Source organism: Mangrovibacter plantisponsor (assembly GCF_003182475.1).
GTDB lineage: Bacteria > Pseudomonadota > Gammaproteobacteria > Enterobacterales > Enterobacteriaceae > Mangrovibacter > Mangrovibacter plantisponsor.
Genome location: NZ_QGTS01000009.1, coordinates 140,149 through 165,409, shown reverse-complemented (window position 1 = coordinate 165,409; position 25,261 = coordinate 140,149). Strand labels below are relative to the sequence as shown.

Genomic DNA, 25,261 nt, shown 5'->3' with positions numbered 1-25,261 from the left:
AAGCAACACCTCATTGAGTATGAGTAACTCCACAGGTGAAACAATCTGCCCACCTGGTTCTGACGACAGGAATACCCTGAGGCCTGAAGATGACAGCGGTGTGAACAATTCGTGGCGGGCGGGTGAATTTGGTACGGGCCGGGGGATGGGTTACGCCTGGAGATGTAGCTTGTTACTGCGGTTCTGTACCGCAAATATATAGTTCATATTTTTTGAAAGAGATCCGCAAATTGTTTTGATTTTAATCACTGAATGGCAGGCCTATCATTGTTCACATCAGGGCAATACAGCCCATACGAACAAAACCATTTAAGGAATACGACCATGAAATCTATCAAAATTTTCGTTGCAGTTGCCGCTCTTTCTGTTATGTCTTTCGGTGCTTTCGCTCAGAGCGTTACTGCCACAGCCTCTACTCTGGATGGCGCTGAAGCACAAATCGCAGCGCAGGCAAAACAGGCTGGCGCGTCTTACCACATTACAGAAGCCAATGTGCATAACGGCGTGCATATGACCGCTGAACTGACCAAATAAGTGGCTTGTACCATGTTGCTGCTTAAGCAGTAGCCCACAGTTCGAACCACCCAATAAAAATTGGGTGGTTTTGTATTTTTAGCGAGCCCAAACAGTAAACTGGATACCCTCTGCACGATTTCCCAGACACGAGACCCGGTCAGTATCAGTGCCGCCAATAACCCGGAAAAAATGTGGCGCCTGGTGTTTGCCAATGAACCCCGTGATATCTGGCAGGAAAGATATGACCGCATGGATGCCGCCACGAATAAAATCCATGCCGTGCTGGCAAAGCGTTACGGGTACCACATATGAAAGTGCGTACCACCTCACCTCTTACCCGCAATAGCCTGCAGTTGTAGTTTGAGCCAGTGCGTTACACCACGCTGGCCACTGCGCTTATGCGAATAAATCTTCACGTCAAAAGGCGGGGCATCAAAAGGCAGAGGGAAAATTTTCAGGTGGGCAGAGCGGGCCAGGCGTTCTGCAGCACTGCGAGGAATGGCCATCAGCATATCAGTGCTTTCAATAATAAAAGGGGCACTTAGCATAGACGGTGTTTTAATCGCCACCTGCCGTGTGTGGCCCATTCGCTCCAGCTCAATATCCAGCACGCCTTGTGTTTCATTCCAGGGCGTTACCACGACATGGCTGGCAGCCAGGTAATCTTCCAGCGTTAACCGCGCTCTGTTTACATTGCTGATTACCACATATTCATCCCTTTGCCAGGTTATCTCGTCCAGATCCGGGTGTTCAGTTTCATTCAGCGCATTAAACCCCAGAGCCAAATCCACCTCGCCTGCCAGCAGTTCCGTTAATGCCGGGCTGTGGGGCAAATAGCGCAGTTCGAAACGGATCCCTGGCGCAAGGGGCTGCACTTTATGCATCAGAGCGGGAAATACACAAAAGGCCGTGAAGTCTGTAATGGCAATTTGCAGGCAGTCTGTTGCAACTGCCGGGGAAAAATCAGGCTGTGGGATAAGCTGCTGGTTTAAAAAGGCTAAGGCAGAGGCAATTGCCGGAGCGAGCTGGGTTGCGTAGACACTCGGGCACATGCGGTGGCCCTCGCGGAAAAAGAGCGGGTCATTTAACGCAGTACGCAAACGCGATAACGCATGGCTCAGAGCAGAAGTGCTCATGATCAACTCTTCTGCAGCCATACGCACAGAGCGATGGCGGTACACAGCATCGAATACCGGTAACAGGTTCAGGTCAATACGTCTTAAAGCCGGATGCATAATATTCAACAACAGGTGATTTCATTGCACTTAATTCTTCCAACAATACTGATTATGCTTGCAGCCAGCAATCTCAATGACAACATGATGCCAACAAAACAGGAAAACCAATGAGCATAACGATTCGCCAGGCAACCCCGGAAGACGCAAACGCTATTTACGACATGATTTATGAACTGGCGGTATACGAAAAAGCCCCTGAAGAAGTGGTGACAACCCCTGAAGAAATCAGCGCATCACTGTTTGGCCCGGGCAGTAAAATCGAAGCGTTAATTTGCGAAGTTTCTGGGAAAATAGCGGGTTATGCGGTGTTTTTTACCAGTTATTCCACCTGGCTTGGCCGTAATGGTATCTATATGGAAGACCTGTATGTCTCACCTGATTGTCGTGGCATGGGTGCCGGAAAAGCATTGCTGAAAACCATCGCGCAATATGCAGTTACCCGGCAATGCGGGCGCCTTGAGTGGAGCGTACTGGACTGGAACCAGCCTGCCATCGATTTCTACCTGAGTATTGGTGCGCAGCCACAAGATGAATGGGTTCGCTACCGCCTGTCAGGTGATGCGCTCGCCAGGTTTGCCGAATAATACTGTTCATCCAGCCCCCTTTAACAGCACCAGAACAAGTTAACACCAGTGTCTGTTAAAGGGTTACCACTACGGCAGTTAAGTTCACTGCTTCTGAGCCAGCCATACAGTATGGCCGGTGCAGTCAGGGTCTTCCATCACTACGTCCAGAACGTCAAAACCATTACTGTGAAGCAATGCGCGGTATTCATCGGGGGCAAGGCTTGCATGATACAAAGGCTCCCCCTCAAATTGCCCCATAGCAATGCCGTTTGCCGGGCCACTGGTGAACAGTAACGCACTGCCTGAATGGCTGTGTTGGGCAAAAACTGGAAACATTTTGCGCTGGTCTTGCGCTGTTAAATGGAAAAAGCTGTCCCAGGCCACCAGGCCAGAAAAAGTGTGCCCCAGCGCTAAACTGCGCATGTCCTGTTCCAGCCAGCGTTGCGCCGGGAAACGGCTACGTGCCCGCGCAAGCATAGCTGGCGCACCATCAATACCGGTGACCTGGAAGCCTTGAGCAATAAACCAGGCGGCAATCGGCACACCATTACCGCACCCGATATCCAGAATATGCTTTTCACCGCAACTTGCGTGCAGAAACTTTTCCAGCCAGCTTTTTTCAAACAGCGTTTGCGAGCGCAGGCGGGCAAAAGCACTGGCATGGCGCTGGTAAAGAGAAAGAATATTTCTGGCGGCCTGTTCGCTCATTATTTCCCCAACTGTTCTGGTTACCGGGAAACGGTTACCGAGCTTACCAGCGTATTACGCCCGGCTCGCTTCGCCTGGTAGAGCGCATCATCAGCACATTTGAATGCCTGCGCAACCGGTGTGCCAGGCAATACCTGGCACAGGCCGATACTGGTTGTGACCGCCACACTGCCGCGCGGTGTTTCAACGGCAAGGTCGCTCACTTTTTGGCGAATGTGCTCAAGAAAATGGCGTGCCAGAGGCTCATCGCTTTCGGGCAGGAAGCAGACAAATTCCTCCCCACCATAACGGGCCACCAGGGCACCAGGTGGCAGAGACTCTTGTATCTCCCGGGCCACACGCTGTACTGCCAAATCTCCGGCGTCATGCCCGAATGTATCATTCACCTTCTTAAAGTGGTCGATATCAAACAATGCCAGACAACCTTTGCCACTTCCCCGCACCAGCAGTCTGTCCAGTTGCTCATTGAAATAACGGCGGTTGTACAAACCGGTTAACTCATCACGAACAGAACGCCGATAGTGCCAGTCAATCTGGTCAAATAGAAACAGTGACAACAGCGCACCCAGCACAAAATAGCACCCCAAATTTTGGGTGATGGTCATGGATACCTGAAATAAGGCAGGTTCAGGGCGCACAGACATCAGTGAGGATGGAATTAAAGACGCCAGCACGCACACCAGCGCTCCTGCACCAGCCAATTTCTCCCCCTTGCCACACTGGGACCGATGACGCCAGCACACCGCAAAGCACAGGAAAAACAAAGTGGCATTATTTATTCCACCTATATAAACACGAGTAATGAAAGAGCGATAATGCAGATAAAAAAACAACATTGCAGTGATTATGACAGTTATATTAATCATCATAATCAGAATATGTATTCCTCTTACAGGAATACGAAACCAGCTTAAGAAGCCAAAAAACATCATATAAGCTGTTGTAACGTAAAGCCCGTTAGCCATAATAATTGAGAAAACTATGGGTAACCAGACACGGATCATCATCAGCGTGAATGCACTACCCAGAAAAAAGAAGCACAGGAAAAAATAGGTCGCGGCCTTTTTTTTATGGCCCGACTGGTTTCGGCTTACCTGGAAAAGAAAGAAGCAACCAATCAGGCTGCATATAATATTGTTAAAAATACTGGCTAAAGTTACCGCATCAAAAGCAGTCACATGAAGATCCTGACGTTAAACATTCAGATTCAAAGGCCGGCCCGGCAGGCATAAAGGTTAAGCCTGTTTCACACGAGTAATTCTCAAAGCAAGTGTATAGCTGAAAGTACATGCAAACTTTGCCCAAGGCCAGGCAACAAATAAAAGCGTTGTAGAGCAGATGTATGCTGTTTGTTTGGCATAAGATTAGCACTGCCGCTCAACAGACGCTACCGCTGAACAGCACGAAAAACCGGCCTCTTCTTTTCATGGATTAACTGACCCGTTCACTCCGCTGTATGGTTCCCATCCGCCGAACTAAACCTTTTGTGTGATCATACTAATTATGGTGGTTGACAAGTGCTGCTTTTTGCGCCCTGTAAGGTTTATCTTAAAATGACCTTAACAATATGAAAAACTTTAATTTATTTTCAAGAGGATAAGGTGGTTTTACCCGTAACAAGTCACGCTTACCACTGACACAAAAAAACCAGAAGTAACTAATTTATATAATATTTTTCAGTTAGTTATCAAGATAAGCAATTGATTTTAGCGATCGTTACAAAACTTACAATAGTTGTTAACTATCAAATAATAATGAATGATCGGTTTAAACGATTTTAAAATAAGAATATGACATTTATAATCTCTTAACAATCCATTAAGTCGTACTAATGGCAAACAAAGACACAAACAGGTGACTATTCCGTCCTGAGTAGCATCTGTATGTTGGCGCTATGACATAGTCATTTTTCGTTTCGATGTCTGTGGTACCCAGCCAACTCCGCTATTAATAGTGCCAGCACCAGCATACTTTCTCGACCTCCGGGATAGCCCAAACAGAGGGCTGAAGACAAAATGTGTAGATGTCGTTTAGCCTGAAACCAAAATTAGTATTGTTTTTGGTGGCTTACATTTGTTTTTGTTGCCAGGTTCACGGGTATACATCCTGCGAACAACGGGGCACTTAATGCTGCATTGATAACAATGGGAAGGTATGGACATAACGAACGAGTTAAAACTTGCGTTGGCAAAGCAGGAGCATTTATCTGTACATTACCAACCGATTTACTGTGTGAAAAACAGTGAGATTCACTCGCTGGAATCACTGGTACGCTGGAATCACCAGACGCATGGTTATATCTCGCCAGACTTGTTTATTCCTCAGTCAGAAAAGGATGGTTCTATTTATGAACTCTCTCTTTTTGTACTGCAAGAAACCTGTGAAATGCTTAAACAGCACCCTAATATAAAAGCATCCATCAATATTTCACCATCATTATTTAAAACTGATGGCTTTTTTAATGATTTCATTAACACGTTAAAATCGTATGCTATTCCAACAGCCAGGATTGAAGTGGAGATCACTGAAAATCTGACTATTGAGCATTTAAAATATGGTAAGCATCATCTCGACCATTTTAAAAATATTGGTATCACCGTCAGTATGGACGATTTTGGTGATGGCCTTGCCAACTTCGTACAGTTACTGAATTACCCCTTCGATAAAATCAAAGTGGACAAACAGTTAGTACAGAATGTTTCCCGTAATAGTTGTAAATACAGCATTCTGAAACACCTGATAAAACTAAGCCACGATATGGGCATGCAGGTTACTGCCGAAGGGGTTGAAACCATTGAAGATTTTAAAACTTTAGTTGGTTTTAAATGTGACTATATTCAGGGCTTTCTTATTTCAAAAGCCTTACCTAAAAACCAGTTTTTTGATTTTTTGACTCGTTTCAGCACCAGGGAAAATTTTATTTATAACTAGTTTTATTATGTTATTCAGCCTGTCTTACCTGAACCAGGAACTGCAGGCATCGTCAGTATGTAATTTTCACGGATTACGTGGACAACGGCCAGCCAGGTCCGCCAGCCACAACAACGAAGTGGAGACGACATTCACCCCAGGATAATCCTTGTTATCCTTCTGTTTTATCCCGTTACCTGTTGAGCAGGTAGCGGGATTTCTTTTCTCTGGCTTACCTCTCATAGTGAATGATTTCACGCCTGATAGTGTTAAACCGGAAAAAACAGACCTGCTACACTCCCTGTAGATTTTCATTCAACAATGGGATATCACCTATGACAGCGAATACATGGCAACCGCCAAAAGTCTGGACCCCACCGGCTAAAGACAGCAGCACATGGTCCGCCATTAACCGGCCGGTATCTGGTGCCACCCACGAAGCAACACTACCTTGTGGGAAGCACCCTATTCAGCTTTATTCTCTGGGTACGCCGAATGGGCAGAAAGTGACCATTATGTTGGAAGAGTTGCTGGCTGCTGGTGTAGCTGATGCAGAATATGATGCGCATTTAATTCGTATTGGCGAAGGTGACCAGTTTTCCAGTGGCTTTGTCGCCCTGAACCCAAACTCCAAAATTCCTGCATTACTGGACCGCAGTGAAGACCCTTCAGTGCGCGTGTTCGAATCAGGGGCTATTTTGCTCTATCTTGCGGAGAAATTTGGCCACTTTCTGGCGAAAGACCTGGCAACCCGGACGGAAACACTGAACTGGCTGTTCTGGCTGCAGGGGGCTGCGCCCTTTGCCGGAGGCGGGTTTGGCCATTTCTATGCGTATGCACCTGTCAAACTCGAATATGCAGTGAACCGCTATGCCATGGAAACCAAGCGGCAACTGGATGTACTGGATAAATTGCTGGCGACACGTGAGTTTATCGCGGGAGCAGACTACTCGATTGCCGATATGGCTATTTGGCCCTGGTATGGTGGTCTGGTATTAGGGCGCCTGTATGACGCTGCTACGTTCCTGGATGTTGCCAGTTATACGCATGTGGTTCGCTGGGCAAAAGCCATCGATGCGCGCCCTGCTGTAAAACGCGGCCGTATTGTGAATAAAGCCAGTGGTGAACCGGGTACGTTCTTGCCTGAACGCCATAGCTCAGCGGATTTTGATGGGCTGACGTTGTAATTAAAATAATATCAGGCGCGATATTGAAAAATATTTCGCCTGAATTTTTGAATTATTTTAGATAACAGCCATATTTACTATTCCACTCAGCTACACGGCACTGTCTAAATCAGCTTTATGCCCGATTATTAACAACTAATACAACCCAGCGACATAAGAATTAACAGGCTCAGCAAGTAAATCCTGAGGATGATCGCCACCAAATGTAGCCCATTTGCTTTTACCACTAATCATTGCTGCGGCAACACGTCTATTTGACTCAGCGGAATAAATTACTATTTTTATTGTTATCCGGTCAGGTAAACCAGACCATTCTGTAGCCCTGTCTTCCCAATGCAATATTTGCGGAACAACATAATAACCATGGTCAATCTTATGATTTGTATTAAGACAAGATAAATCACCACAATCATAAAAAATATTAACATTATCAGTGTAGTGCGAGAAAGCCTCTCGGATCGCCATTGCAGTAGCTTTACCTGAACCGGTATATGTTTGATTACCATACATCCCGTTAGCAGGAACAGAAATACTAACTGGCGTATCTTTCATCAAAAGCTCAGTTTTCTCCTCAATATTGTTCACATTATATTTTGCAGAACATCCCACAACAGACAGGGCCACAATGGCCAAAATAGAATTTTTCACTTTTATTACCCCGTATAATGATATTTTATTTATGTAGTCATATATTATTAATATAATGCTAACAACATCACATTATCATCAACTTTACATTGAATAATTCTCACCCGCACACACCATCATGACAGCTTATTTTTGTACGAAGGGAATAGTGAATAATTACTTATTTTTCCATAGGGCACAAGGAATGTTTTGGTAATCTCAGTGCTTACCATTGCCTGATTGAGTTAGCATGAATAAGACGCAAATAATTGCAGCTTCTCGCAATGAAATATACCTCCAACGTTAAATGAATACCTATACCTCCGGCAAGCCAGCCAGCACCATTGCCACAGAGAGCAAATCGGCGCTGCCTCCCGGGCTCAGGTGGCGGGCAATTAACGCCTGATCCATTTGGTGTAACTGCTCCCGGGTCCACCTTACAGCCAGAACCTGCCGGGCAGAACGCTGAACATAACGTAGCCCTGAAAGCCCCCCGCGAGATACCAGGTTGGTATCCGGGTTGACCACCATCAGGCGCAACAGAGCCAGGTGCAGGCGGCGTTCTTCGCAGGCTTCGTCCTGCCAGCCCGGCAAAATATAGCGAGTGACAGTTTGAAAACCAGACTCTGCTTCCCCGCGCGCGCCTGCCAGGCCAAACTGTTGAAACAACCGCTCGCCCGTGGATGCCTGGCGGTTGCGTTGCACCAGCTCACGCGCCACCAACCCGTGGCAAAACAGGCTGACCTGGTGGCACACCGCCTGGCGCGAAAGCCTGCTACCCTGAGCTTCCAGCCGCCCGGCGGCACAACACAATAACCCCAGTGCAAAAATACCGCCTTTATGGGTATTCACCCCGCCGGTTGCCTGAAACATGGCCTGTTCACAGGCAATACCTGCCGGGCGTAATAAGCGCAATTGCACCGCTTCCGGCAGGAAGGCATGTGTTTTCCCCAGCTCATAGAAAACTGCAAACCAGGGAGCAATTGCCGCAATGCTGCGCATGAACAGTTCATGATCCATGTCGTGATGTGAACCACTGTTCGCCCGGTCAACCAGGCCTGGTTTCGGTGTCAGGTGAATTTCATCGTACAGCGCCCGTACCACGCGTTGCACCATGGTTGTTGACTCAACGCGTGCGGGAACGGCGTTAATCACGGGTAAACCAGTCATCAATGCGTTTCTCCACTTCAGCAACCACCTGCTCAACCGGGTGGCGGCGTGAGCGCGCGCAGGCATGAGCCGGTTCTCCACAAATCAGGCAACGGCGGCCTGCCCGGTCCAGGGAATGGCGGCCAATTTGCCCGGCTTCCGGGTCAAACACATCAAAATCCCACAACCTGCCTAACGGGTGCTCCTGTTCCAGCTCCACACAACTGGCTTTCAATTCTGCTGCATTGTGGTTCACACTCCACAAGGCTTCTGCACCGGTATCCAGCCAGTTAACTTCCCGGGCTAACACCGGCCAGCGGTGTTGCCAGAGCAACTGGTCACACGCAACCAGCGCAACGCCCATCAGGTTACGGTATTGAATACTGTCTTTAACACTGCCCGGGATAACCAGTGTCAGCGAAATCAGGGGGGCGTGATGACGAGCCAGCCATGACTGCTGGCGGTGAGCGCGTTGCTCTTTTGCCGCCAGCAGTGCTGAAAGGCTGACCCCTGGTTGTTGAGGGGCCAGCATGATCATTCCTGTTCCTCCTGCACCTGGCGTACTACGTCAATGACGGAGCCATCGCGGTAGCGAATAATGCCGACAATGCGGTCAGTAAACGCAACCGACCGGGGTTCACCGGTTAATGCCACCGCACGCTGGTAGAGCGTTTCTATATCAACAACTTTCAACCCGGCAGCCAGCAGGCGCTCGCGTACTTCCGGGCGTGCCGGATTTACCGCAATGCCATGGTCGGTGACCAGGACGTCAATACTTTCACCCGGGGTGACACAGGTGGTCACACGCCTGACCACAGTAGGGATACGGGTACGTAGCAGCGGAGCGACAACAATCGTCAGGTTGGCAGCACTCGCCACATCACAGTGACCGCCAGAGGCACCGCGCATAACGCCGTCAGAGCCGGTTATCACGTTAACGTTGAAATCGAGATCTATCTCCAGTGCACTGAGGATAACCACATCCAGTTGATCACAACTGGCTGCCCGGCTGTCCGGGCTGGCATACACTTCGGTAGAGATTTCAATATGATTAGGGTTGCGGGCCAGAGATGCCGCAGCCTGGCTGTCAAAGCACTGCGTATCCAGCAGCTTTTCGATTAAGCCTTTTTCATGCAAATCCACCAGGCTGCCGGTTATTCCTCCTAAAGCAAAGCGTGCCACCACACCATGGCGCGTCATTTTTTCTTCCATAAAGCGGGTACAGGCCGTTGCCGCAGCACCGGAGCCAGTTTGCATGGAGAACCCATTTTTAAAATACCCGGAGTGTTCGATAACGTCGGCGGCATTGCGGGCAATCATTAATTCACGCGGGTTGCTGGTTACGCGTGCGGCCCCAACGCTTATTTTGCCAGGATCACCTACCCGCTCTACCGGCACAACAAGATCGATCTGATCCTGGCGCAGGCTGGCTGGCATATTCGGAAATGGTACCAGGCTTTCAGCCAGCAGGACCACTTTATCTGCATAATGTGCATCTACCATGGCGTAGCCCAGTGAGCCGCAAGCAGACTGCCCTTGTGTGCCATTGGCATTCCCGAACGCATCGCTACTGGGAACACCCAGAAAAGCCACATCAATGTGCAATTCACCACTTTCCAGCAAGTGTACTCGCCCGCCATGGGAGTGAATCTGTACTGGCTCTGCCATCAGCCCGTGTGATATCGCGTCTGCCAGTTTACCGCGCATACCCGAGGTATAGATGCGGGTAATCACGCCCTGGCGAATAAAATCCACCAGCGCGTCATTGCAGGTCATCAGGGAACTGGATGCCAGCGTCAGGTTTTTAAACCCCATGCCAGCCAGTGTGGCTACCACGGTGTTAATCACCCGGTCGCCTTCGCGAAAAGCGTGGTGGAAAGAAATTGTCATGCCATCCTGCAGGCCCGCGCGCTTAACGGCTTCTTCCAGTGTCTGGCACAGCTTGCGGTTTAATTTTGCTTCGGCATCGTCAAGCCACGGTGTGGCAGCATGTTCCCCATCAAAACTGGTCAGGTGGCGCAGGTGAGGAAACGCGCCGTGTAGTGCTTCTGTCTGGTTATTCATTTTGTTGTCCTGATTGGGAAATTTACTGGCGCACACCGGAAGCGGCAGCACGTTCCAGTACACGTTGCGCATGGTCGATAATCGGGGCATCCACCATCTTGCCATTAAGGGAAACCACCCCCAGGCCGTTGCGTTCACCTTCTTCGGCGGCTTCAATCACCCGTTTAGCATGGTCAACTTCCTGCTGGGTGGGTGCATAAGCATTGTGTAACAGGTCTATCTGGCGCGGGTTGACCAGCGATTTGCCGTTAAAGCCCATTTTGCGAATCAGCCCGACCTCACGCAGGAAACCGGCTTCGTCGTTTACGTCTGACCACACCACATCGAACGCGTCTATTCCTGCAGCGCGAGCAGCATGGAGCACGGCACAGCGGGCATAGAACAGCTCGGTGCCATCGCCACGCTCAGTTTGCATATCCATCACATAGTCGAATGCCGCCAAAGCAATGCCAATCAGCCGTGGGGAGCTGCGGGCAATCGCCACTGCATTGATGACGCCAATGGCAGATTCAATCGCCGCCATAATGCGGGTTGACCCGGGCTCCCGCCCGCAGGCTTTTTCAATGCGTTCCAGGTGCGTTTCCAGCTCGGCAATGTCTTCCGGTGAGTCTGTTTTTGGCAGGCGGATAACATCCACGCCCGCGCGGACAACCGCTTCCAGGTCTGGCAGGCCAAACGGCGTGTTCAGTGGGTTAATGCGCACCACTTTCTCGATATCCCGGTACATTGGGTGCTGCAGGGCATGAAAGACCAGCAGGCGGGCACTGTCTTTTTCGCGCAGTGCTACGGCGTCTTCAAGGTCGAACATGATGGAGTCAGGTTTATAGATAAATGCAGTGGACAACATGGCCGCACTGGCTCCCGGGAGGAACAACATGCTCCGGCGAAGTGTTTTCATGCCAGTGCCTCCCAGTCAACATGCTGCACACCGGCTGCACGTAACAGTGCGCTCTGTACCCGGGCGCGAATCACGCAATCCAGCGCGCCTTTATCTTCAATAATGACAATGCCTTCATGAACAGCCATCTGTTCGAGGGTTTGTGCTACTACAGAGCGAATTTGTTCGCCAAATTGTTTGTACACTTCGCTATGAATCACGATTTCCAGTTCGCCGCTTGCGGGCGCGATTTTCACCATCAGATCGCTGGATTCGACCGTACCGGCGATGGCTTCTTTGATTATCTGCATGACAGTTTTCCTGGTCAGTCCTGAATTAAGCTACTGCTGCACGGTATTGCTGCAACAGCAGGGAGTAAGTGGTATGCGGCACGATGTCGCGAATGCGGGCAAAGTGCTGGTTTTTCAGTAAGCGCCGTACTTCAGAGGCGGAAATAGCGTCCCCGGTTGCTTTGCGGCACATGCGCGGGATCTCCACCACGGTGATATTGGGTGTCTGGTCGGTATCCGTAGCTTCCAGCCAGCTGTGCATTGACTGGTTGTATTGCCTGGTGACCGGGCAGTAAGGCTCAGATCCCACAAAGCGATGGGTGATCCCCAGTGCCGGGGCGATATAGTGGCGAAAAATAAGCAGATCCATTCCCCCCCAGGCTTGCTCAATTGCGCTTTTATCTTTGAGAAAGTAGCCGGGGAAAGTGGCGCGGGAGATCAGGTAATGGGAGCCTTCATGTACCGTCAGGTTGGGGATATCGGCCACACCGGAGCGCACCATGGCTAAGCGTTCGTTGAACGGGAAAAACGAAGCGTCTTCGCGTACTACGAACAAGTGCAGCCAGTCGCATGCCCGGGCGGCCTGCTCGGCCAAATAACGGTGCCCAAGGGTGAATGGGTTGGCATTCATCACAATGGCACCAATACGCGCGCCGCTTTTCCGTAAGGTGCGTAATTGTTTGCAATAACGCTGAATGCCAATCGGGGTATTTTCCATCAGTACTGCGCTGTCATCGCACTGAACAATGGGCCAAAAACCGCTTTGGGCAAATTTGTCGATGTTGTAAGGGCGCGTATAGAGAAACAGGTGGAAATGCCCCTGCGCCAGCGCGTAACGCTCCACTTCCTGTAATAACCTGGCGCTGAGGTTTTGGCCGCGCCACTCCGGCGCGACCGCAACACATTTAATGATGTTTTTCACAAGGCCGGCACATCCCACCAGACGCTGGTTATCCAAAGCCAGCATGAAATAGCGAACATCACTATCCATCCCGAGGCGGTTGGCCGCTAACAGCGCGCGAATTTCTTCGGCGCGCTGAGCATTGCGACTGATATCGATGACATGAAAATCGACAGGGACGTCGTCCATTTTTATCACCAGCCAGGTCAGTGAGACACAGCGGCCAGAGGCCGATCCGAAAGCACTGCGGGCGCAGGGGCTTCAACAATGACATTGCTCAGATGACCGATGCCTTCTACTTCCACTTCAATGCGATCGCCTTCATGCATAAACAGTGGCGGGTTGCGTTTTTTACCTACGCCCCCGGGTGACCCGGTAATAATGACGTCTCCCGGGTTCAGGCGGGTGAATGTGCTGATGTATTCAATCAATTCCGCCACGCTGTGGATCATGCTGGCCGTATTGTCTTCCTGCACCATGCGGCCATTCAGCCAGGTGCGAATCGCCAGTTTGTGGGGGTCGGGAATGGCATCTGCCGTGGTCATCCAGGGCCCAAATGCACCGGTCTGCGGCCAGTTTTTACCGGCAGTAAACCAGGTGTGCTGCCAGTCTCTGGCAGAGCCGTCCATGTAGCAGCTATACCCGGCGACATGTTTCAGCGCCTGGTCTCGTGTGATTTGCTCACCCCCCAGGCCAATGATCACCGCCAGCTCGCCTTCGTAATCAAACTCGCTGGAGTAGTGCGGTTTCATCACCGGCTGGTTGTGCCCGGTTTGTGAATCCGGGAAGCGGACAAACAAAGTTGGCGCAGGATCATGCTGATCAAACTCCCGGCGTTTTTCCGCATAATTCATGCCGACGCACAGGATCTTTTCTGGCTGGCTGATTACGGGCAGAAACACGACATCATCAAAACTTACGTCTGCACTTAACTGCGCCAGTGCCTGAGCATGAGGCAGGGCATTCCCTGCCAGCAGTGCTTTAAGGCTCGGCCAGCGGTCGCCAAGGCGCATGCCCAGGTCAATAAAGCCATCTGGTGTGACGATGCCATAACTGTGGCGGCCAAGATGTTGGTAACTTGCAATTTTCATAGCGGTAAAACCTGTCAGTCAGACTAAAAAGTTGCCGAGGAACAGCAGTGCCAGGGAAACATTTATAGCGCCACCAATACGCGTGGCTATTTGTGCAAAAGGCATTAAGGACATACGGTTACCCGCAGTAAGAATGGCGACATCACCCGTACCGCCCTGGCCACTCTGGCAGCAGGAAACAATGGCCACATCAATGGGATGCATGCCTATCTTCTTGCCAACAAAGAACCCGGTGGCAACCAGAGCACTGACAGTGCTGACAATCACTAACAGGTTGGTGAACGTGAATGCGTGAACCAGTTCTTCCCATGGGGTAATGGCAACGCCTACGGCAAAAAGGATTGGGTAAGTCACGGAAGTCTGGAAGAATTTATAGACCACCTGTGAGCCTTCCAGCAGGCGGGGAGAAACACCGTGAACCAGTTTGATGAAGACCGCGATAAACAGCATGCCAACAGGTGCTGGCAGGCCAATCAGTTTGTGGCCGAGCATCCCTATCATGTACAGCAGTACGGCCAGTAAAGCACCGGAAGCGATAGTGGTAACATCAGTTTTACCGCTAAATGCCGCGGTCAGAGAACCTGCCGCCTGGGCCGTTTTCCCAGGCATCAATTCACCTTCCCCGGTTAAATGCGGGTAGCGTTTACCCAGTTGGTTCAGGCTGCCAGAGATAATAATGGCCGTCAGGCTGCCAAGCATCACTATTGGCAAAATACGCCCCAGCGCCACACCCTGGTCCATATGCAATAAAGTGGCATAGCCAATGGAAAGCGGTATTGCCCCCTCACCCACGCCGCCAGCCATAATGGGCAGAATAAGAAAGAAGAACACCTGGAACGGTTCCATGCCCAGCGCCAGGCCAACGCCCATCCCCACCACCATTCCCACCACTTCACCACACAGCATCGGGAAGAAAATACGCAGGAATCCCTGAATCAGCGTGGTACGGTTCATACTCATAATGCTGCCCACGATAATGCAGCAAATATAGAGATAGAGAATGTTGGTGGATTTGTAGAATTTGGTGGTGGATTCCACAACGACATCCGGCAACAACCCGTAATGCACCAGTGCAGAAGGAATGAATGTGGCGCAAATCGCCGCAGCACCCATTTTGCCAATGAGAGGCAGGCGTTTGCCAAACTCGCCACACGCGAAGCCAAAAAAAGCCAGTGTCGCAACCATAACGACGATATCACTGGGTAATTTTCCCCCCAGGCAATCAACCGCAATCAGCAACCCGGCCAGCACAAACAGCGGTAGCGGGATAATGCCAATTTTCCAGGTATCGAGGATATGCCACCATTTTTCTTTCAGTGAAACCTGGGCAAGGTCATCCGGGTTCTGGGGTACAGAGTAAGAATCATCAGTCGTGCTCATTATTAAGCCCCTTGGTTATTGTTCCGGGTCAGATTAAAAGAGCAAGCACCTATATAATGTGAGGAAATACATATTAAGCAGGAAGTTTTAATGGATTGTATGGTGTTTATGGAGTTTATTATAATGTGTGATGCAGTGCAGATTTAATTGCGTGGTGTTTATGGAGTTTATTATTTTCAGTAACAAAATTTCAAAATTCGCCTATTAAATTAATTCCCTGCCAATTCAGGCTGTGTAGAGGATCACAAGTTTTTTATAGCGACAGCGACGGGCACATGAAAAATGGTAAAGTTGATCTTTTAATAAGTGCGTTATAGCAAATAATGAAACTCTCATTCCAGGTAAAACTGTTTGTCTCCCTTGCGGTGTTTTTCATGGGGCTGTTTGTGCTGCTTGGGGTCTATTACTATGTTGATATGAGCCGCCAGTTATACCAGGAAATGAGCGTACGAGCCCGCATTCAGGCTCAGGAGATAGCACTTATCCCGTCACTAAAGACAGCCGTCGCACACCATGACATAACACAAATCAACCAGTTTATGACCCAGGTAGCGAAGCGCAGTGATGCCAGTTTTATTGTTATTGGTGATGAACATGCCCTGCATCTTTTTCACTCAGTATTTAATGACCGGGTTGGTAAAAAATTAGTGGGCGGTGACAATCAGTCTGTTCTGAAAGGTAAAACAATTACTACTATTCGCAAGGGTGGTTTAGGTATTTCATTGCGCAGCAAATCACCTATTTTTGATAATCAGGGTAAGGTTATTGGTATTGTTTCTGTTGGGTATTTGAAAAGCTACCTCGACAACATTACTTCGCGTAAAGTGGTTAATATTACGTTATCTGCCGCTTTTATCCTGATGTCATTATTTGTTTTTTCGTGGTTTTTTACCCGCAGTATCAAAAAGCAAATTTTCTCACTGGAGCCACGGGAAATTGGTTTATTAGTTCGCCAGCAAAAAGCGCTGATGGAATCTATCTATGAAGGGGTGATTGCCATTGATGCTCAATCGCGGGTTGCTGTTATCAACCAGGCGGCCAAACATTTGCTTGGGCTGAATCAATCCTCACGCGAAGTGCGTGGCAAGCCGTTATCAGAATTGATTGAGCCGGTGCACTTTTTCCGCCCTGACATCATGTTGCAGCAGGATACCCACGATGAGATTTGCTGTTTTAACCACCTGACGGTTATTGCCAGCCGGGTGCGTATTATGCTGGAAGGGAAGTTACAGGGCTGGGTAATTACTTTCCGGGACCGTAACGATATCGATGCCATGGCCGCACAACTCAGCCAGGTTAAACGGTACCTGGATAACCTGCGCATCATGCGGCACGAACAGCTAAACCATATGGCGACACTGGCGGGTTTACTGCATATGGGGCGCTATCAGGAAGCAACAGCGTATATTCAAAGCCAGTCAGAGCATGACCAGGAGTGCCTGGATTTTATTTCTGACCGGTTTCAGTCGCCCACACTGTGCGGGTTGCTATTAGGCAAAACAGCACGCGCACGGGAGAAAGGTGTTTCGTTACGGTTCGACCCGGCGTGTGAAATGCGTGAACCTTTCCACGGGCTTACTGAATCCGGGCTTTTGTCCGTAATTGGTAACCTGCTGGATAACGCGATTGAAGCCACCCAGCGTGCCAGCGGCGCACATCTTCCTGTCGAAGTACTGATTCGTTTATCCAGCCGGGAACTGATTATTGAAGTTGCAGACCACGGTGTTGGTCTGGATCCGGCAATCCGTGAGCATATTTTTGAACGCGGTGTCACCACCAAACAACATGGCGACCACGGTCTTGGGCTTTATCTTATCGCCAGCTATATCACCCAGGCTGGCGGCAGCATCGAAGTCGCCGATAATATTCCTTCTGGCACGGTTTTTTCGCTGTTTATACCCTGCGTGCCAGCCCTTGCTCCAACAGAAGAGGAAACTGTGTATGCAACTGGAACCCATTGATGTGTTGATTGTGGAAGATGAAGCACCACTGGCGGAGCTGCATGCAGAATTACTCCGCAACCACCCACAACTGCGCTATGCAGGCACTGCACCTTCCCTTGCGGATGCCCGCCAGTTATTGCAGCACCTGCGCCCGGGCCTGGTCTTGCTGGATAACTACCTGCCAGATGGCAAGGGGATCAGTTTGATGAACAGTCCGTGGATTGCTGAGCACAAATGCTCGGTGATTTTTATTACTGCCGCCAGCGATATGGATACCTGCAGCCAGGCGATTCGCAATGGAGCCTTCGACTACATCCTTAAACCTGTCTCGTGGAAAAGGCTGGACCAGTCTCTGGCGCGCTTCGTGCAATTTAATGAGCAGCAGCGTACCTGGAAAATTGTCGATCAACGCAATGTGGATTCGCTCTACGAGTTGCAAGGTAAAAATTACCGTACAGAAAACGGTAATAAAGGGATTGAAGAACAAACCTTAAGCCGGGTGCAAAGCTTATTTGCCAGCCACCATGACACAGTGTTATCTGTCGATGATGTGGTGAGCCAGACCGGGTTGAGTAAAACCACCACCCGGCGTTACCTGGAGCACTGTGTGGACAACGGGTTTCTGGATGTGGAAATGCGCTATGGCAAACCCGGCCACCCACGGCGCATGTATCGCCGTAAACCGGAGTTGGGTAGCTAACCACTGCGCCATCCCTGGTGCGGTGGTTACGACACTTTTGTGCAACGCCGTATGTTTTTCTGTATCAGTTCAGTTTTGCTTTCGAGAAATCACTTCCCATCAGGCTGACACTGTACCCGGTTACATTGCTGCGGGTGGCATAGAACGTTTTCCCATTTGCTAACGTCAGCCAGGGAGCCTGCTGGTAAAAAATAGTTTGTGCCTGCTGGTATAGTTTCGCTCGCGTTGCCGGGTCACTGGTTTCTTTCGCTTTGGTTACCAGAGCATCGTAGTCTTTGTTACACCAGTGAGCCGCGTTGGAACCACTTTTAATACTGCCACAGCTGAGCAGTGTGTCGGCAAAGTTATCCGGGTCGCCATTATCTGACATCCACCCGTACAGTGCCGTTGCATGCTCACCTTTACGCAGTCCGGACAGGTATTCACCCCACTCCCAGGTAACAATTTTGGCTTTCACGCCCACTTTCGCCCAGTCGCTCTGGATCATTTCAGCAATACGCCGCGAGTTGGGGTTATAAGGGCGCTGAACCGGCATGGACCACAAGTTGGTTTCAAAGCCATTCGCAAATCCCGCCTGTTTCAACAGAGCCCTGGCCTTTTCCGGGTTGTAATCATAATCTGGCAAATCTTTTTTATAGCCCATCATCGTTGGGGGAATCGGTGATTTTGCCACCGTTCCTGACCCCATAAATACGGCGTCAACAATCGCTTTTTTATCCACTGCGTAATTCAGCGCCTGGCGCACCAGCACATTGTCGAAAGGTTTTTTCTCGGTATTAAACGCCAGATAGCCAACGCTCAGCCCGTCAATCGAATGCAGAGTAAGGTCTTTGTCTTTTTTGATAGCGTCAAACTGTACCGGGCTGGGTGCCGGGATAATCTGGCACTCGTTTTTCTCCAGTTTTGCCAGGCGGGTTTGTACGTCAGGAGTAATGGAGAAAATCAGGTGTTTGGTTGGCACTGCGCCATCCCAGTAATTCGGATTGGCAATGTAACGAATCAGGGAGTCGACCTTGTATTGCTGTAACGCATAAGGCCCGGTGCCAATCGGCCAGGTATCTACATACTCTGGAGTACCTTTTTTCAGCATGGCATCAGCATACTCCGCAGATAAAATTGACGCGAAGTCCATTCCCCAGTCAGCCAGAAATGCGGCATCAGGTTTAGTCAGCACAAACTGGACATGGTAATCATCCAGTTTGTTAACTTCTTTGATAAGCGATGACAGCTCCAGGTCATTGAAGTACTCGTAGCTACCATGTGACACATTATGGTAAGGGTTATTTGCATCTTTCTGGCGCATTACCGAGAAAATGACATCATCGGCGTTAAAATCCCGCGTGGGTGTAAAATATTTATTGCTGTTGAATTTAACGCCTTTGCGCAGAGTGAAAGTATAGGTTTTGCCATCTGGGCTGATGGTCCAGGAGGTTGCCAGTGAAGGAACAGGCGAGTTATCTTTCGGGTCGAATGTCACCAGGCGGTTATACAGTGTTTGTGAGCTGGCAACAAAGGTTGGGCCGGAACTGGCTAATTGCGGGTTAAAAGATTCAGGGGAAGCAACAGAGCAATAAACCAGCGTGCTTTCCGCTGCCAGTGCAGCACTGGCGGGAAACAGGGTAGAAAATAACAACCCGGTAAGAAATTTCCTTGTCAACATATCGTATAGCCTGCCATTTTTTTAAAACATAATGACAGCACAGGCCAACTGATTTCGCAAATAACGAAAAGCACTCAGGTTATGACTTTTTCCTGGTTTACTGAGTAAATTTTCTCCACCTCTTGCATCTCTGGGGCGTAAAAGCTCACACCAGTTTCAACTCAGGAAATAAATTTAACCTGATTACGCCCCTGCAAGCCAAGAAATACAGATTCAGCCAGAAAGACATTTCCTGGATTTACTTTATCTATCCCTAATTGTTTCAGGATGGTTTTTTTCATATAAAAAATATGCTTATAGGTGATTTCATTTTTCTCTATTAAATAACTGTAGTTATCACCTTCCATAATAGACTGATAAATATCAAAGTAGGATGCTTTAAGTGCCACTTTATCTGCCCCCTGCCTGCACAGCGGTTCACACATCAACAGCCCACGTAATTCAGCAGGGGTTATCTTTAACGGTGTAAATAACCGGCGAAAGTTACGCGCAAGCCGATGCCAGTTAGGCAATAATATTATTTTGTCTGCCTTACAGCGCATTAACCTTAAGCTTACCTTTCTGTACAACATACGGTTGCGAATATTCAGAACAATATAAAAATATTGCTCAAGCTCACAGACTGGTATTGTTAATGCTTTTCCAGGGCTGTAATGCTGTACTGGACAGAATTTATCCATAGCTGCAGCAACGCCAACAGAAAAATAGCTGTCATCGGAAATGACACAAATTTTCATTCTGGTGAAATCCTTTAGGTCACCGGCAGGCTGGGAATGCGGGTATTACGGTTGTAATACCCGTAAGAGAATTAATGACTGGTGGCTGGTGTGTTATGTTCTTCTGATTTAATAGCCACTTCTGGCAGTGAATTAAACTTGACCGTATAGTTTTTCAGTTTTGCCAGAATATCGTCGGTGATATCTGCATCTTTAGCCACGGAGAGAGCTGCCTGACGAGGCAGTATTGCCACTGCGCCATGTTCATCCTGCCAGGACATTGCTGCTTCAGTAACGGCAGCCAGCACCGTTTTACGTGCATTTTGTTGCTCTGCCTGCCACTGGAGTTGCAAAATCTGCCCATCAGCCTGGCGGGCTAAGCCCACTTTCTCTTCATCCATGGTGCTGTACTGTTTACCGGCTAATTCAGCACCCTGCTTCAGGCGTTCGTTAACCAGGCGCAAATGTGCAGCTTCCTGTTCAGCCAGCCCCGAATCCACTAACAACTTTTCCATATCGACAAATTTCACGGGATCAACTCCTGTTGTTTTCTCATTACAGCCTGCGACAATTCCCGCCGCCAGTACGAATGCAATCGTTTTTTTTGTTAACTGGAAAAAACGACCTGTATTCATTACATACTCCTTTATGTTGCATTTACCAAACCCACGGTACAACTCAGGCCAGGTATGGATAATCAAGCCAGGAAGTTCTCTGCGCGTTCCTGGATACTGAATAAAAACGACCAGTAATGCCGGATTCTGAAACTCTTGGGTAAAATTTTCGTAGCGGCATGCTACCTGAGAGAAACGGCGGCAGGAATTTATATCAATAAAAAATGCATTTATAAGCCATAAATACAATGATTAAACAATATAAAGGATATTATTCTGAATGATATTGAGTGCGGCCCGAAAAATCAGGGTAAAAAGCAGGCACAAGTCCCGTCCTGACTGCCATATCCCTTTACAGCACATGGCAAAACTGGCTCCACCGCCAGCTTGAAGACGGGAACCAGTGTGTTAACGCGTCAGAACCCAGCCCCGGGCCTGCCACAATGCGGGCAACTGCGCTAAATCATGAAAAACGGTGACGCGTGGGTGGTGAATCGGCTGGTTATGTTCGTCAGCACAGAGATAAAATACATGCATACCTGCTGCCACTCCCGCCTGAGCACCTGCCATAGAGTCGTCAACTAAAATGCAATTTTCTGGGCTCACTTGCATGGCTTCGGCTGCATGGAACATCAAAGCCGGGTCTGGCTTCCAGCTGTGAATATCGTAGCCGCTGAACAGGCGCCCGGGGAAAAAGTGCAGCATGCCCGTTTTACCCAGTGACTGCTGCATTTTTGACACCGGCCCATTGGAGACAATGCACATAGGAACCGTCACAGATTCAACCAGCGCGCGAGCCCCAGGGATCTCTGCCAGTTCACTTTCAAACAAGCGCGCCACTTCAGCACGGTATACAGGCTCCAGTTCCGCTTTGTCCAGTTGAACACCGTGCTCATGATTGATTGTATCGATGATTTCGTAGAGTTTGATGCCTTTAAAGCGCTGATACATGGTCTCCAGACTCAGGGTAATACCAAATTCGTGGAACATATGCACATACGCTTTGGAACAAATCACCTCGCTATCGACCAGCGTCCCGTCGCAGTCGAAAAAGATAGCTTCAATGGCTGACATGGGTTTTCCTGAATTTATAAGTTGAACGTTTACTCTACGTTGTTTGCGCAATGCAATCGATCCCGTATGCGCTAATCAGTGAAAAAAATCCGGCTATTGCCTCTACATTTAGCCATTTTGGTATAGGATAGCGACGTTTTTTTCTTCCTTTACCGGAAATTGATAATGAATCAACTACACACCACCCCGGCAGAGCGCCAGGGATTGCTGGAACGCGTCTTCAAATTACGCGCTCACGGGACAAGCGTACGCACGGAAGTGATAGCCGGTTTCACCACCTTCTTGACCATGGTGTATATCGTTTTTGTTAACCCACAAATTCTCGGCGTGGCGGGGATGGATACCAGCGCGGTATTTGTCACTACCTGCCTGATTGCTGCATTTGGCAGCATACTGATGGGGATTTTTGCTAACTTGCCAGTTGCGCTGGCTCCCGCTATGGGGCTGAACGCCTTCTTTGCCTTTGTAGTGGTCGGTGCAATGGGCCTGCCCTGGCAGGTTGGAATGGGTGCCATTTTCTGGGGCGCCATTGGCCTGTTATTACTGACGATTTTCCGAATTCGCTACTGGATGATATCCAATATCCCGGTCAGCCTGCGCGTCGGTATCACCAGTGGTATTGGCCTGTTCATTGCCATGATGGGGCTGAAAAACGCCGGTGTGATTGTCGCCAATAAAGATACGCTGGTCGCTATTGGTAACCTTACCTCGCACTCGGTGCTGTTTGGTATCATTGGGTTCTTTATTATTGCCATTCTCGCGTCGCGTAATATTCACGCCGCCGTGCTGATTTCCATTATTGTCACATCCCTGTTGGGCTGGATGATGGGCGATGTCCACTACACCGGTATCGTCTCTGCTCCACCAGATGTGCATACTGTTTTCGGCCATGTTGATCTGGCTGGTTCATTCAATATTGGCCTGGCCGGGGTTATTTTTTCTTTCATGCTGGTGAACTTGTTTGACTCCTCTGGCACGCTGATTGGCGTTACCGATAAAGCAGGCCTGGCCGACAAGAAAGGCAAGTTTCCGCGCATGAAACAGGCGCTGTTTGTTGACAGTATTTCCTCTGTAACAGGTGCGTTTATTGGTACTTCGTCAGTTACAGCCTATATTGAATCCTCTTCCGGGGTTTCTGTCGGTGGGCGTACCGGGCTGACGGCGGTGGTAGTTGGCTTACTGTTTTTGCTGGTGATTTTCCTGTCGCCACTGGCGGGTATGGTGCCTGACTATGCGGCAGCTGGTGCACTGATTTATGTGGGTGTGCTGATGACTTCCAGCCTGACGCGTGTTGACTGGAACGACCTGACTGAAGCCGTACCCGCATTTATCACCGCAGTAATGATGCCATTCAGTTTCTCAATTACTGAAGGTATTGCGCTGGGCTTTATTTCATATTGCGTGATGAAAATCGGCACCGGCCGCCTGCGTGACCTCAGCCCTTGTGTGGTGGTGGTTGCGCTGTTGTTTGTGTTGAAGATAGTGTTTATTGACGCACACTGATACCGGTTGTTTACGGTAAAAAAATGGCTGCCAGCGGGGTTAACCCGGGCAGCCATTTTTGATTTATACGATGCTTTTTATTTATACAATATAGTGATAGTGGTTGGCTGATAGCCTGCTGAAGCACACCGGCAAACAACTGTTTTCTTATTTAATAATTAATGCCTTATCTGCAGGCATACTGGTAAAGCGCATTAAGCGAGTATCCGGGTCGTGCGCCCTTTCCTGCAAGTCTTTTAACACCCGCCAGCCAGAAGCCGTATCAAACTCCCACAACTTCAGGCGTTCTGCTGCCGGAGCACCTGCCACAGACCACACCAGCAGGTCTTCAGCATCACAAATCGTTTCAACCAGCGCCATAGGTGCAAAACGTAACCGCCCAACCCCCGGCAATAATTGCAGCTCATGGGTGATATTATTAGGCTGACCAACCAGTTTTCCCAGACTTTGGCGAACCGCCAGAATCTGGACCCAGGCTTCTTTCGGATCGGTTTGGTTATTAATCCAGATAATTTCATTGCTGCTCAGGCCTTCCCGCTCCGCAGGAGCGTTAATAATGGCCCGTTGAAGCTCCATATCCAGACCACATTTGCCTTCTGTTGCCACCACCACACCGGCCCAGTTTCCTGCATAAGCTACCGAGAAATCGGGCAACTCCTTACTGACAAAACACGGCCGGCCCTGCTCACAAGTAATTTCTGGCAACACAGCAATGCCATACAGCATAAACATCAGTTCAGCCAGCAAACTACGTGAGGCCAAAAAACGGTTACGTTTATGGGATGGAAGTTGCTGGGAGTATTTCAGAGCCTGGGCTGAAAGGCGTGGTGACAAATTATGTGGGTAAGAGAGTATCCCCCGTGCAAAGTGCGTAGCCATCGTTCACTCCTTGATTAATGGGCAATTAAAAGGTGTATGCACAACCGCTCCCCAGAATAAGGGCCTGGCGTTGCTATGCAATACATTGAAAACTGAATTTTACGCATTTGAGAAGAAAAAAGCTCAATACAACACAACAATCACTGAACTTTACAATGTTCAGATAAGTCCAGTAGAAAATGCTTAAACACTGCCAGACTCAGAAGGCGTGGTGCGCGGCAAATCACTATGACCAAGGCTGCGCTCAGGGAAGCAAATATCCCGCACCCGCTGCTTGAGAGTAGGCGCATCAGGAAAACCGCCGTCACGTTTACGCTCCCAAATAACCTGCTCATTCACCCGAATAATAAAGATTCCACCTGTCGCAGGCTTGAGTGTCACACTCGCCAAATCCTCTGCGAAGGTAAAGAGCAACTCCTGAGCCATCCATGAGGAACGGAGCAGCCAATTACACTGAGTACAGTACTCAATAATAACCTGCGGTTTTGGTTCCATAATCATTTCCCTTCATTTTTTCTGCGGTGGATGCGTACTGAGTGAATACGCCAAACATAGAACAATTCTCATTATCAGAGAATGCATTGCTTACACTGCGTGTTTATATTAGCTTTATTTCATATTGCTAACACTATTGTAACCTTAACACAGTGTCTGGCCTCCTGTGCTGT

The 25,261-nt window shown here is 49.2% G+C and carries 25 protein-coding genes; 7 read left to right on the top strand and 18 right to left on the bottom strand.

The window, feature by feature from the left end:
- Nucleotides 1-324 precede the first annotated feature (324 nt).
- On the top strand, nt 325-534 hold the full coding sequence (locus DES37_RS15925) for a YdgH/BhsA/McbA-like domain containing protein (RefSeq protein ID WP_110026710.1): 210 nt from the start codon (nt 325-327) through the stop codon (nt 532-534).
- Between the two features lie 308 nt (nt 535-842).
- Here the strand turns inward: DES37_RS15925 and DES37_RS15915 are convergent, their stop codons facing one another.
- Complete coding sequence (locus tag DES37_RS15915) at nt 843-1,760, bottom strand: LysR family transcriptional regulator (protein ID WP_110026707.1); 918 nt, start codon at nt 1,758-1,760, stop codon at nt 843-845.
- Nucleotides 1,761-1,861: 101 nt separating this feature from the next.
- Between DES37_RS15915 and DES37_RS15910 the strand changes: the two genes are divergently transcribed.
- The gene (locus DES37_RS15910; protein ID WP_110026705.1) at nt 1,862-2,338 is read left to right on the top strand and encodes a GNAT family N-acetyltransferase; all 477 of its coding nucleotides are present in this window, start codon (nt 1,862-1,864) and stop codon (nt 2,336-2,338) included.
- Between the two features lie 84 nt (nt 2,339-2,422).
- On the opposite strand, the gene DES37_RS15905 is transcribed toward DES37_RS15910, so the two are convergent.
- Together DES37_RS15905 and DES37_RS25655 are read right to left on the bottom strand one after the other, a co-directional pair.
- Nucleotides 2,423-3,028, bottom strand: a complete 606-nt coding sequence (locus DES37_RS15905) for a class I SAM-dependent DNA methyltransferase (protein WP_110026704.1) — start codon at nt 3,026-3,028, stop codon at nt 2,423-2,425.
- Nucleotides 3,029-3,048: 20 nt separating this feature from the next.
- Nucleotides 3,049-3,729, bottom strand: coding sequence for a GGDEF domain-containing protein (locus tag DES37_RS25655; protein WP_170123780.1), 681 nt, complete (start codon nt 3,727-3,729; stop codon nt 3,049-3,051).
- Nucleotides 3,730-5,182: 1,453 nt separating this feature from the next.
- Between DES37_RS25655 and DES37_RS15895 the strand changes: the two genes are divergently transcribed.
- Nucleotides 5,183-5,959, top strand: a complete 777-nt coding sequence (locus tag DES37_RS15895) for an EAL domain-containing protein (RefSeq protein ID WP_110026700.1) — start codon at nt 5,183-5,185, stop codon at nt 5,957-5,959.
- 314 nt (nt 5,960-6,273) lie between these two features.
- Nucleotides 6,274-7,125 (top strand): glutathione-dependent disulfide-bond oxidoreductase, encoded by an 852-nt coding sequence (gene yghU / locus DES37_RS15890; protein ID WP_110026699.1) that lies wholly within the window; start codon nt 6,274-6,276, stop codon nt 7,123-7,125.
- 135 nt (nt 7,126-7,260) lie between these two features.
- Here the strand turns inward: yghU and DES37_RS15885 are convergent, their stop codons facing one another.
- From DES37_RS15885 to DES37_RS15845, 9 genes are all read right to left on the bottom strand, one after another.
- Nucleotides 7,261-7,773, bottom strand: a complete 513-nt coding sequence (locus DES37_RS15885; RefSeq protein ID WP_110026697.1) for a DUF4823 domain-containing protein — start codon at nt 7,771-7,773, stop codon at nt 7,261-7,263.
- 294 nt (nt 7,774-8,067) lie between these two features.
- A complete protein-coding gene (gene citG, locus DES37_RS15880) occupies nt 8,068-8,922 on the bottom strand; it encodes a triphosphoribosyl-dephospho-CoA synthase CitG (protein WP_110026695.1) in 855 nt (284 codons plus the stop codon).
- Complete coding sequence (gene citX, locus DES37_RS15875) at nt 8,900-9,439, bottom strand: citrate lyase holo-[acyl-carrier protein] synthase (RefSeq protein WP_110026694.1); 540 nt, start codon at nt 9,437-9,439, stop codon at nt 8,900-8,902. Before citX ends, citG begins: the two co-directional genes overlap by 23 nt.
- Nucleotides 9,436-10,965 (bottom strand): citrate lyase subunit alpha, encoded by a 1,530-nt coding sequence (gene citF / locus DES37_RS15870; RefSeq protein ID WP_110026692.1) that lies wholly within the window; start codon nt 10,963-10,965, stop codon nt 9,436-9,438. The genes citX and citF overlap by 4 nt, the downstream gene beginning before the upstream one ends.
- A gap of 22 nt (nt 10,966-10,987) precedes the next feature.
- The gene (gene citE / locus DES37_RS15865; protein WP_110026691.1) at nt 10,988-11,863 is read right to left on the bottom strand and encodes a citrate (pro-3S)-lyase subunit beta; all 876 of its coding nucleotides are present in this window, start codon (nt 11,861-11,863) and stop codon (nt 10,988-10,990) included.
- Nucleotides 11,860-12,153 (bottom strand): citrate lyase acyl carrier protein, encoded by a 294-nt coding sequence (gene citD / locus DES37_RS15860; RefSeq protein WP_110026689.1) that lies wholly within the window; start codon nt 12,151-12,153, stop codon nt 11,860-11,862. Before citD ends, citE begins: the two co-directional genes overlap by 4 nt.
- A gap of 25 nt (nt 12,154-12,178) precedes the next feature.
- Nucleotides 12,179-13,222 (bottom strand): [citrate (pro-3S)-lyase] ligase, encoded by a 1,044-nt coding sequence (gene citC, locus DES37_RS15855; RefSeq protein WP_110026688.1) that lies wholly within the window; start codon nt 13,220-13,222, stop codon nt 12,179-12,181.
- 17 nt (nt 13,223-13,239) lie between these two features.
- Entirely contained in the window at nt 13,240-14,124 is an 885-nt protein-coding gene (locus tag DES37_RS15850; RefSeq protein ID WP_110026686.1) for a fumarylacetoacetate hydrolase family protein, read from the bottom strand.
- An 18-nt stretch (nt 14,125-14,142) separates the two neighbouring features.
- Nucleotides 14,143-15,504, bottom strand: coding sequence for a 2-hydroxycarboxylate transporter family protein (locus DES37_RS15845; protein ID WP_110026684.1), 1,362 nt, complete (start codon nt 15,502-15,504; stop codon nt 14,143-14,145).
- 323 nt (nt 15,505-15,827) lie between these two features.
- Between DES37_RS15845 and DES37_RS15840 the strand changes: the two genes are divergently transcribed.
- Nucleotides 15,828-17,465, top strand: a complete 1,638-nt coding sequence (locus DES37_RS15840; RefSeq protein WP_110026682.1) for an ATP-binding protein — start codon at nt 15,828-15,830, stop codon at nt 17,463-17,465.
- Nucleotides 17,446-18,147 (top strand): response regulator, encoded by a 702-nt coding sequence (locus DES37_RS15835; RefSeq protein WP_110026681.1) that lies wholly within the window; start codon nt 17,446-17,448, stop codon nt 18,145-18,147. The genes DES37_RS15840 and DES37_RS15835 overlap by 20 nt, the downstream gene beginning before the upstream one ends.
- Nucleotides 18,148-18,211: 64 nt before the next feature.
- Here the strand turns inward: DES37_RS15835 and DES37_RS15830 are convergent, their stop codons facing one another.
- From DES37_RS15830 to yieH, 4 genes are all read right to left on the bottom strand, one after another.
- A complete protein-coding gene (locus DES37_RS15830) occupies nt 18,212-19,807 on the bottom strand; it encodes an ABC transporter substrate-binding protein (protein ID WP_110026679.1) in 1,596 nt (531 codons plus the stop codon).
- Nucleotides 19,808-19,968: 161 nt separating this feature from the next.
- A complete protein-coding gene (locus DES37_RS15825; protein WP_110026677.1) occupies nt 19,969-20,544 on the bottom strand; it encodes an SAM domain-containing protein in 576 nt (191 codons plus the stop codon).
- A gap of 71 nt (nt 20,545-20,615) precedes the next feature.
- Nucleotides 20,616-21,158, bottom strand: a complete 543-nt coding sequence (locus DES37_RS15820) for an OmpH family outer membrane protein (RefSeq protein ID WP_146211524.1) — start codon at nt 21,156-21,158, stop codon at nt 20,616-20,618.
- A 387-nt stretch (nt 21,159-21,545) separates the two neighbouring features.
- Entirely contained in the window at nt 21,546-22,211 is a 666-nt protein-coding gene (gene yieH, locus DES37_RS15815; protein WP_036103431.1) for a 6-phosphogluconate phosphatase, read from the bottom strand.
- A gap of 165 nt (nt 22,212-22,376) precedes the next feature.
- On the opposite strand from yieH, the gene DES37_RS15810 reads away from it, so the two are divergent.
- Nucleotides 22,377-23,714, top strand: a complete 1,338-nt coding sequence (locus DES37_RS15810) for an NCS2 family permease (RefSeq protein WP_036103433.1) — start codon at nt 22,377-22,379, stop codon at nt 23,712-23,714.
- A gap of 147 nt (nt 23,715-23,861) precedes the next feature.
- Here the strand turns inward: DES37_RS15810 and DES37_RS15805 are convergent, their stop codons facing one another.
- A complete protein-coding gene (locus DES37_RS15805) occupies nt 23,862-24,593 on the bottom strand; it encodes a 4'-phosphopantetheinyl transferase family protein (protein ID WP_110026674.1) in 732 nt (243 codons plus the stop codon).
- 183 nt (nt 24,594-24,776) lie between these two features.
- A complete protein-coding gene (locus DES37_RS15800) occupies nt 24,777-25,088 on the bottom strand; it encodes an Rdx family protein (protein ID WP_110026672.1) in 312 nt (103 codons plus the stop codon).
- Between the last annotated feature and the right edge of the window lie 173 nt (nt 25,089-25,261).

What these genes read in the sequence shown, in the direction of transcription:
- DES37_RS15835 (WP_110026681.1), top strand. Translation starts at nt 17,446, where the DNA reads ATGCAACTGGAACCCATTGATGTGTTGATTGTGGAAGATGAAGCACCA.
- citX (WP_110026694.1), bottom strand. Translation starts at nt 9,439, where the DNA reads ATGATCATGCTGGCCCCTCAACAACCAGGGGTCAGCCTTTCAGCACTG.
- citG (WP_110026695.1), bottom strand. Translation starts at nt 8,922, where the DNA reads ATGACTGGTTTACCCGTGATTAACGCCGTTCCCGCACGCGTTGAGTCA.
- DES37_RS15830 (WP_110026679.1), bottom strand. Translation starts at nt 19,807, where the DNA reads ATGTTGACAAGGAAATTTCTTACCGGGTTGTTATTTTCTACCCTGTTT.
- DES37_RS15840 (WP_110026682.1), top strand. Translation starts at nt 15,828, where the DNA reads ATGAAACTCTCATTCCAGGTAAAACTGTTTGTCTCCCTTGCGGTGTTT.
- DES37_RS15820 (WP_146211524.1), bottom strand. Translation starts at nt 21,158, where the DNA reads ATGAATACAGGTCGTTTTTTCCAGTTAACAAAAAAAACGATTGCATTC.
- DES37_RS15825 (WP_110026677.1), bottom strand. Translation starts at nt 20,544, where the DNA reads ATGAAAATTTGTGTCATTTCCGATGACAGCTATTTTTCTGTTGGCGTT.
- DES37_RS15805 (WP_110026674.1), bottom strand. Translation starts at nt 24,593, where the DNA reads ATGGCTACGCACTTTGCACGGGGGATACTCTCTTACCCACATAATTTG.
- DES37_RS15850 (WP_110026686.1), bottom strand. Translation starts at nt 14,124, where the DNA reads ATGAAAATTGCAAGTTACCAACATCTTGGCCGCCACAGTTATGGCATC.
- yghU (WP_110026699.1), top strand. Translation starts at nt 6,274, where the DNA reads ATGACAGCGAATACATGGCAACCGCCAAAAGTCTGGACCCCACCGGCT.
- citD (WP_110026689.1), bottom strand. Translation starts at nt 12,153, where the DNA reads ATGCAGATAATCAAAGAAGCCATCGCCGGTACGGTCGAATCCAGCGAT.
- citF (WP_110026692.1), bottom strand. Translation starts at nt 10,965, where the DNA reads ATGAATAACCAGACAGAAGCACTACACGGCGCGTTTCCTCACCTGCGC.
- citE (WP_110026691.1), bottom strand. Translation starts at nt 11,863, where the DNA reads ATGAAAACACTTCGCCGGAGCATGTTGTTCCTCCCGGGAGCCAGTGCG.
- DES37_RS15810 (WP_036103433.1), top strand. Translation starts at nt 22,377, where the DNA reads ATGAATCAACTACACACCACCCCGGCAGAGCGCCAGGGATTGCTGGAA.
- DES37_RS15910 (WP_110026705.1), top strand. Translation starts at nt 1,862, where the DNA reads ATGAGCATAACGATTCGCCAGGCAACCCCGGAAGACGCAAACGCTATT.
- yieH (WP_036103431.1), bottom strand. Translation starts at nt 22,211, where the DNA reads ATGTCAGCCATTGAAGCTATCTTTTTCGACTGCGACGGGACGCTGGTC.
- DES37_RS15845 (WP_110026684.1), bottom strand. Translation starts at nt 15,504, where the DNA reads ATGAGCACGACTGATGATTCTTACTCTGTACCCCAGAACCCGGATGAC.
- DES37_RS15895 (WP_110026700.1), top strand. Translation starts at nt 5,183, where the DNA reads ATGGACATAACGAACGAGTTAAAACTTGCGTTGGCAAAGCAGGAGCAT.
- citC (WP_110026688.1), bottom strand. Translation starts at nt 13,222, where the DNA reads ATGGACGACGTCCCTGTCGATTTTCATGTCATCGATATCAGTCGCAAT.
- DES37_RS15905 (WP_110026704.1), bottom strand. Translation starts at nt 3,028, where the DNA reads ATGAGCGAACAGGCCGCCAGAAATATTCTTTCTCTTTACCAGCGCCAT.
- DES37_RS15800 (WP_110026672.1), bottom strand. Translation starts at nt 25,088, where the DNA reads ATGGAACCAAAACCGCAGGTTATTATTGAGTACTGTACTCAGTGTAAT.
- DES37_RS15925 (WP_110026710.1), top strand. Translation starts at nt 325, where the DNA reads ATGAAATCTATCAAAATTTTCGTTGCAGTTGCCGCTCTTTCTGTTATG.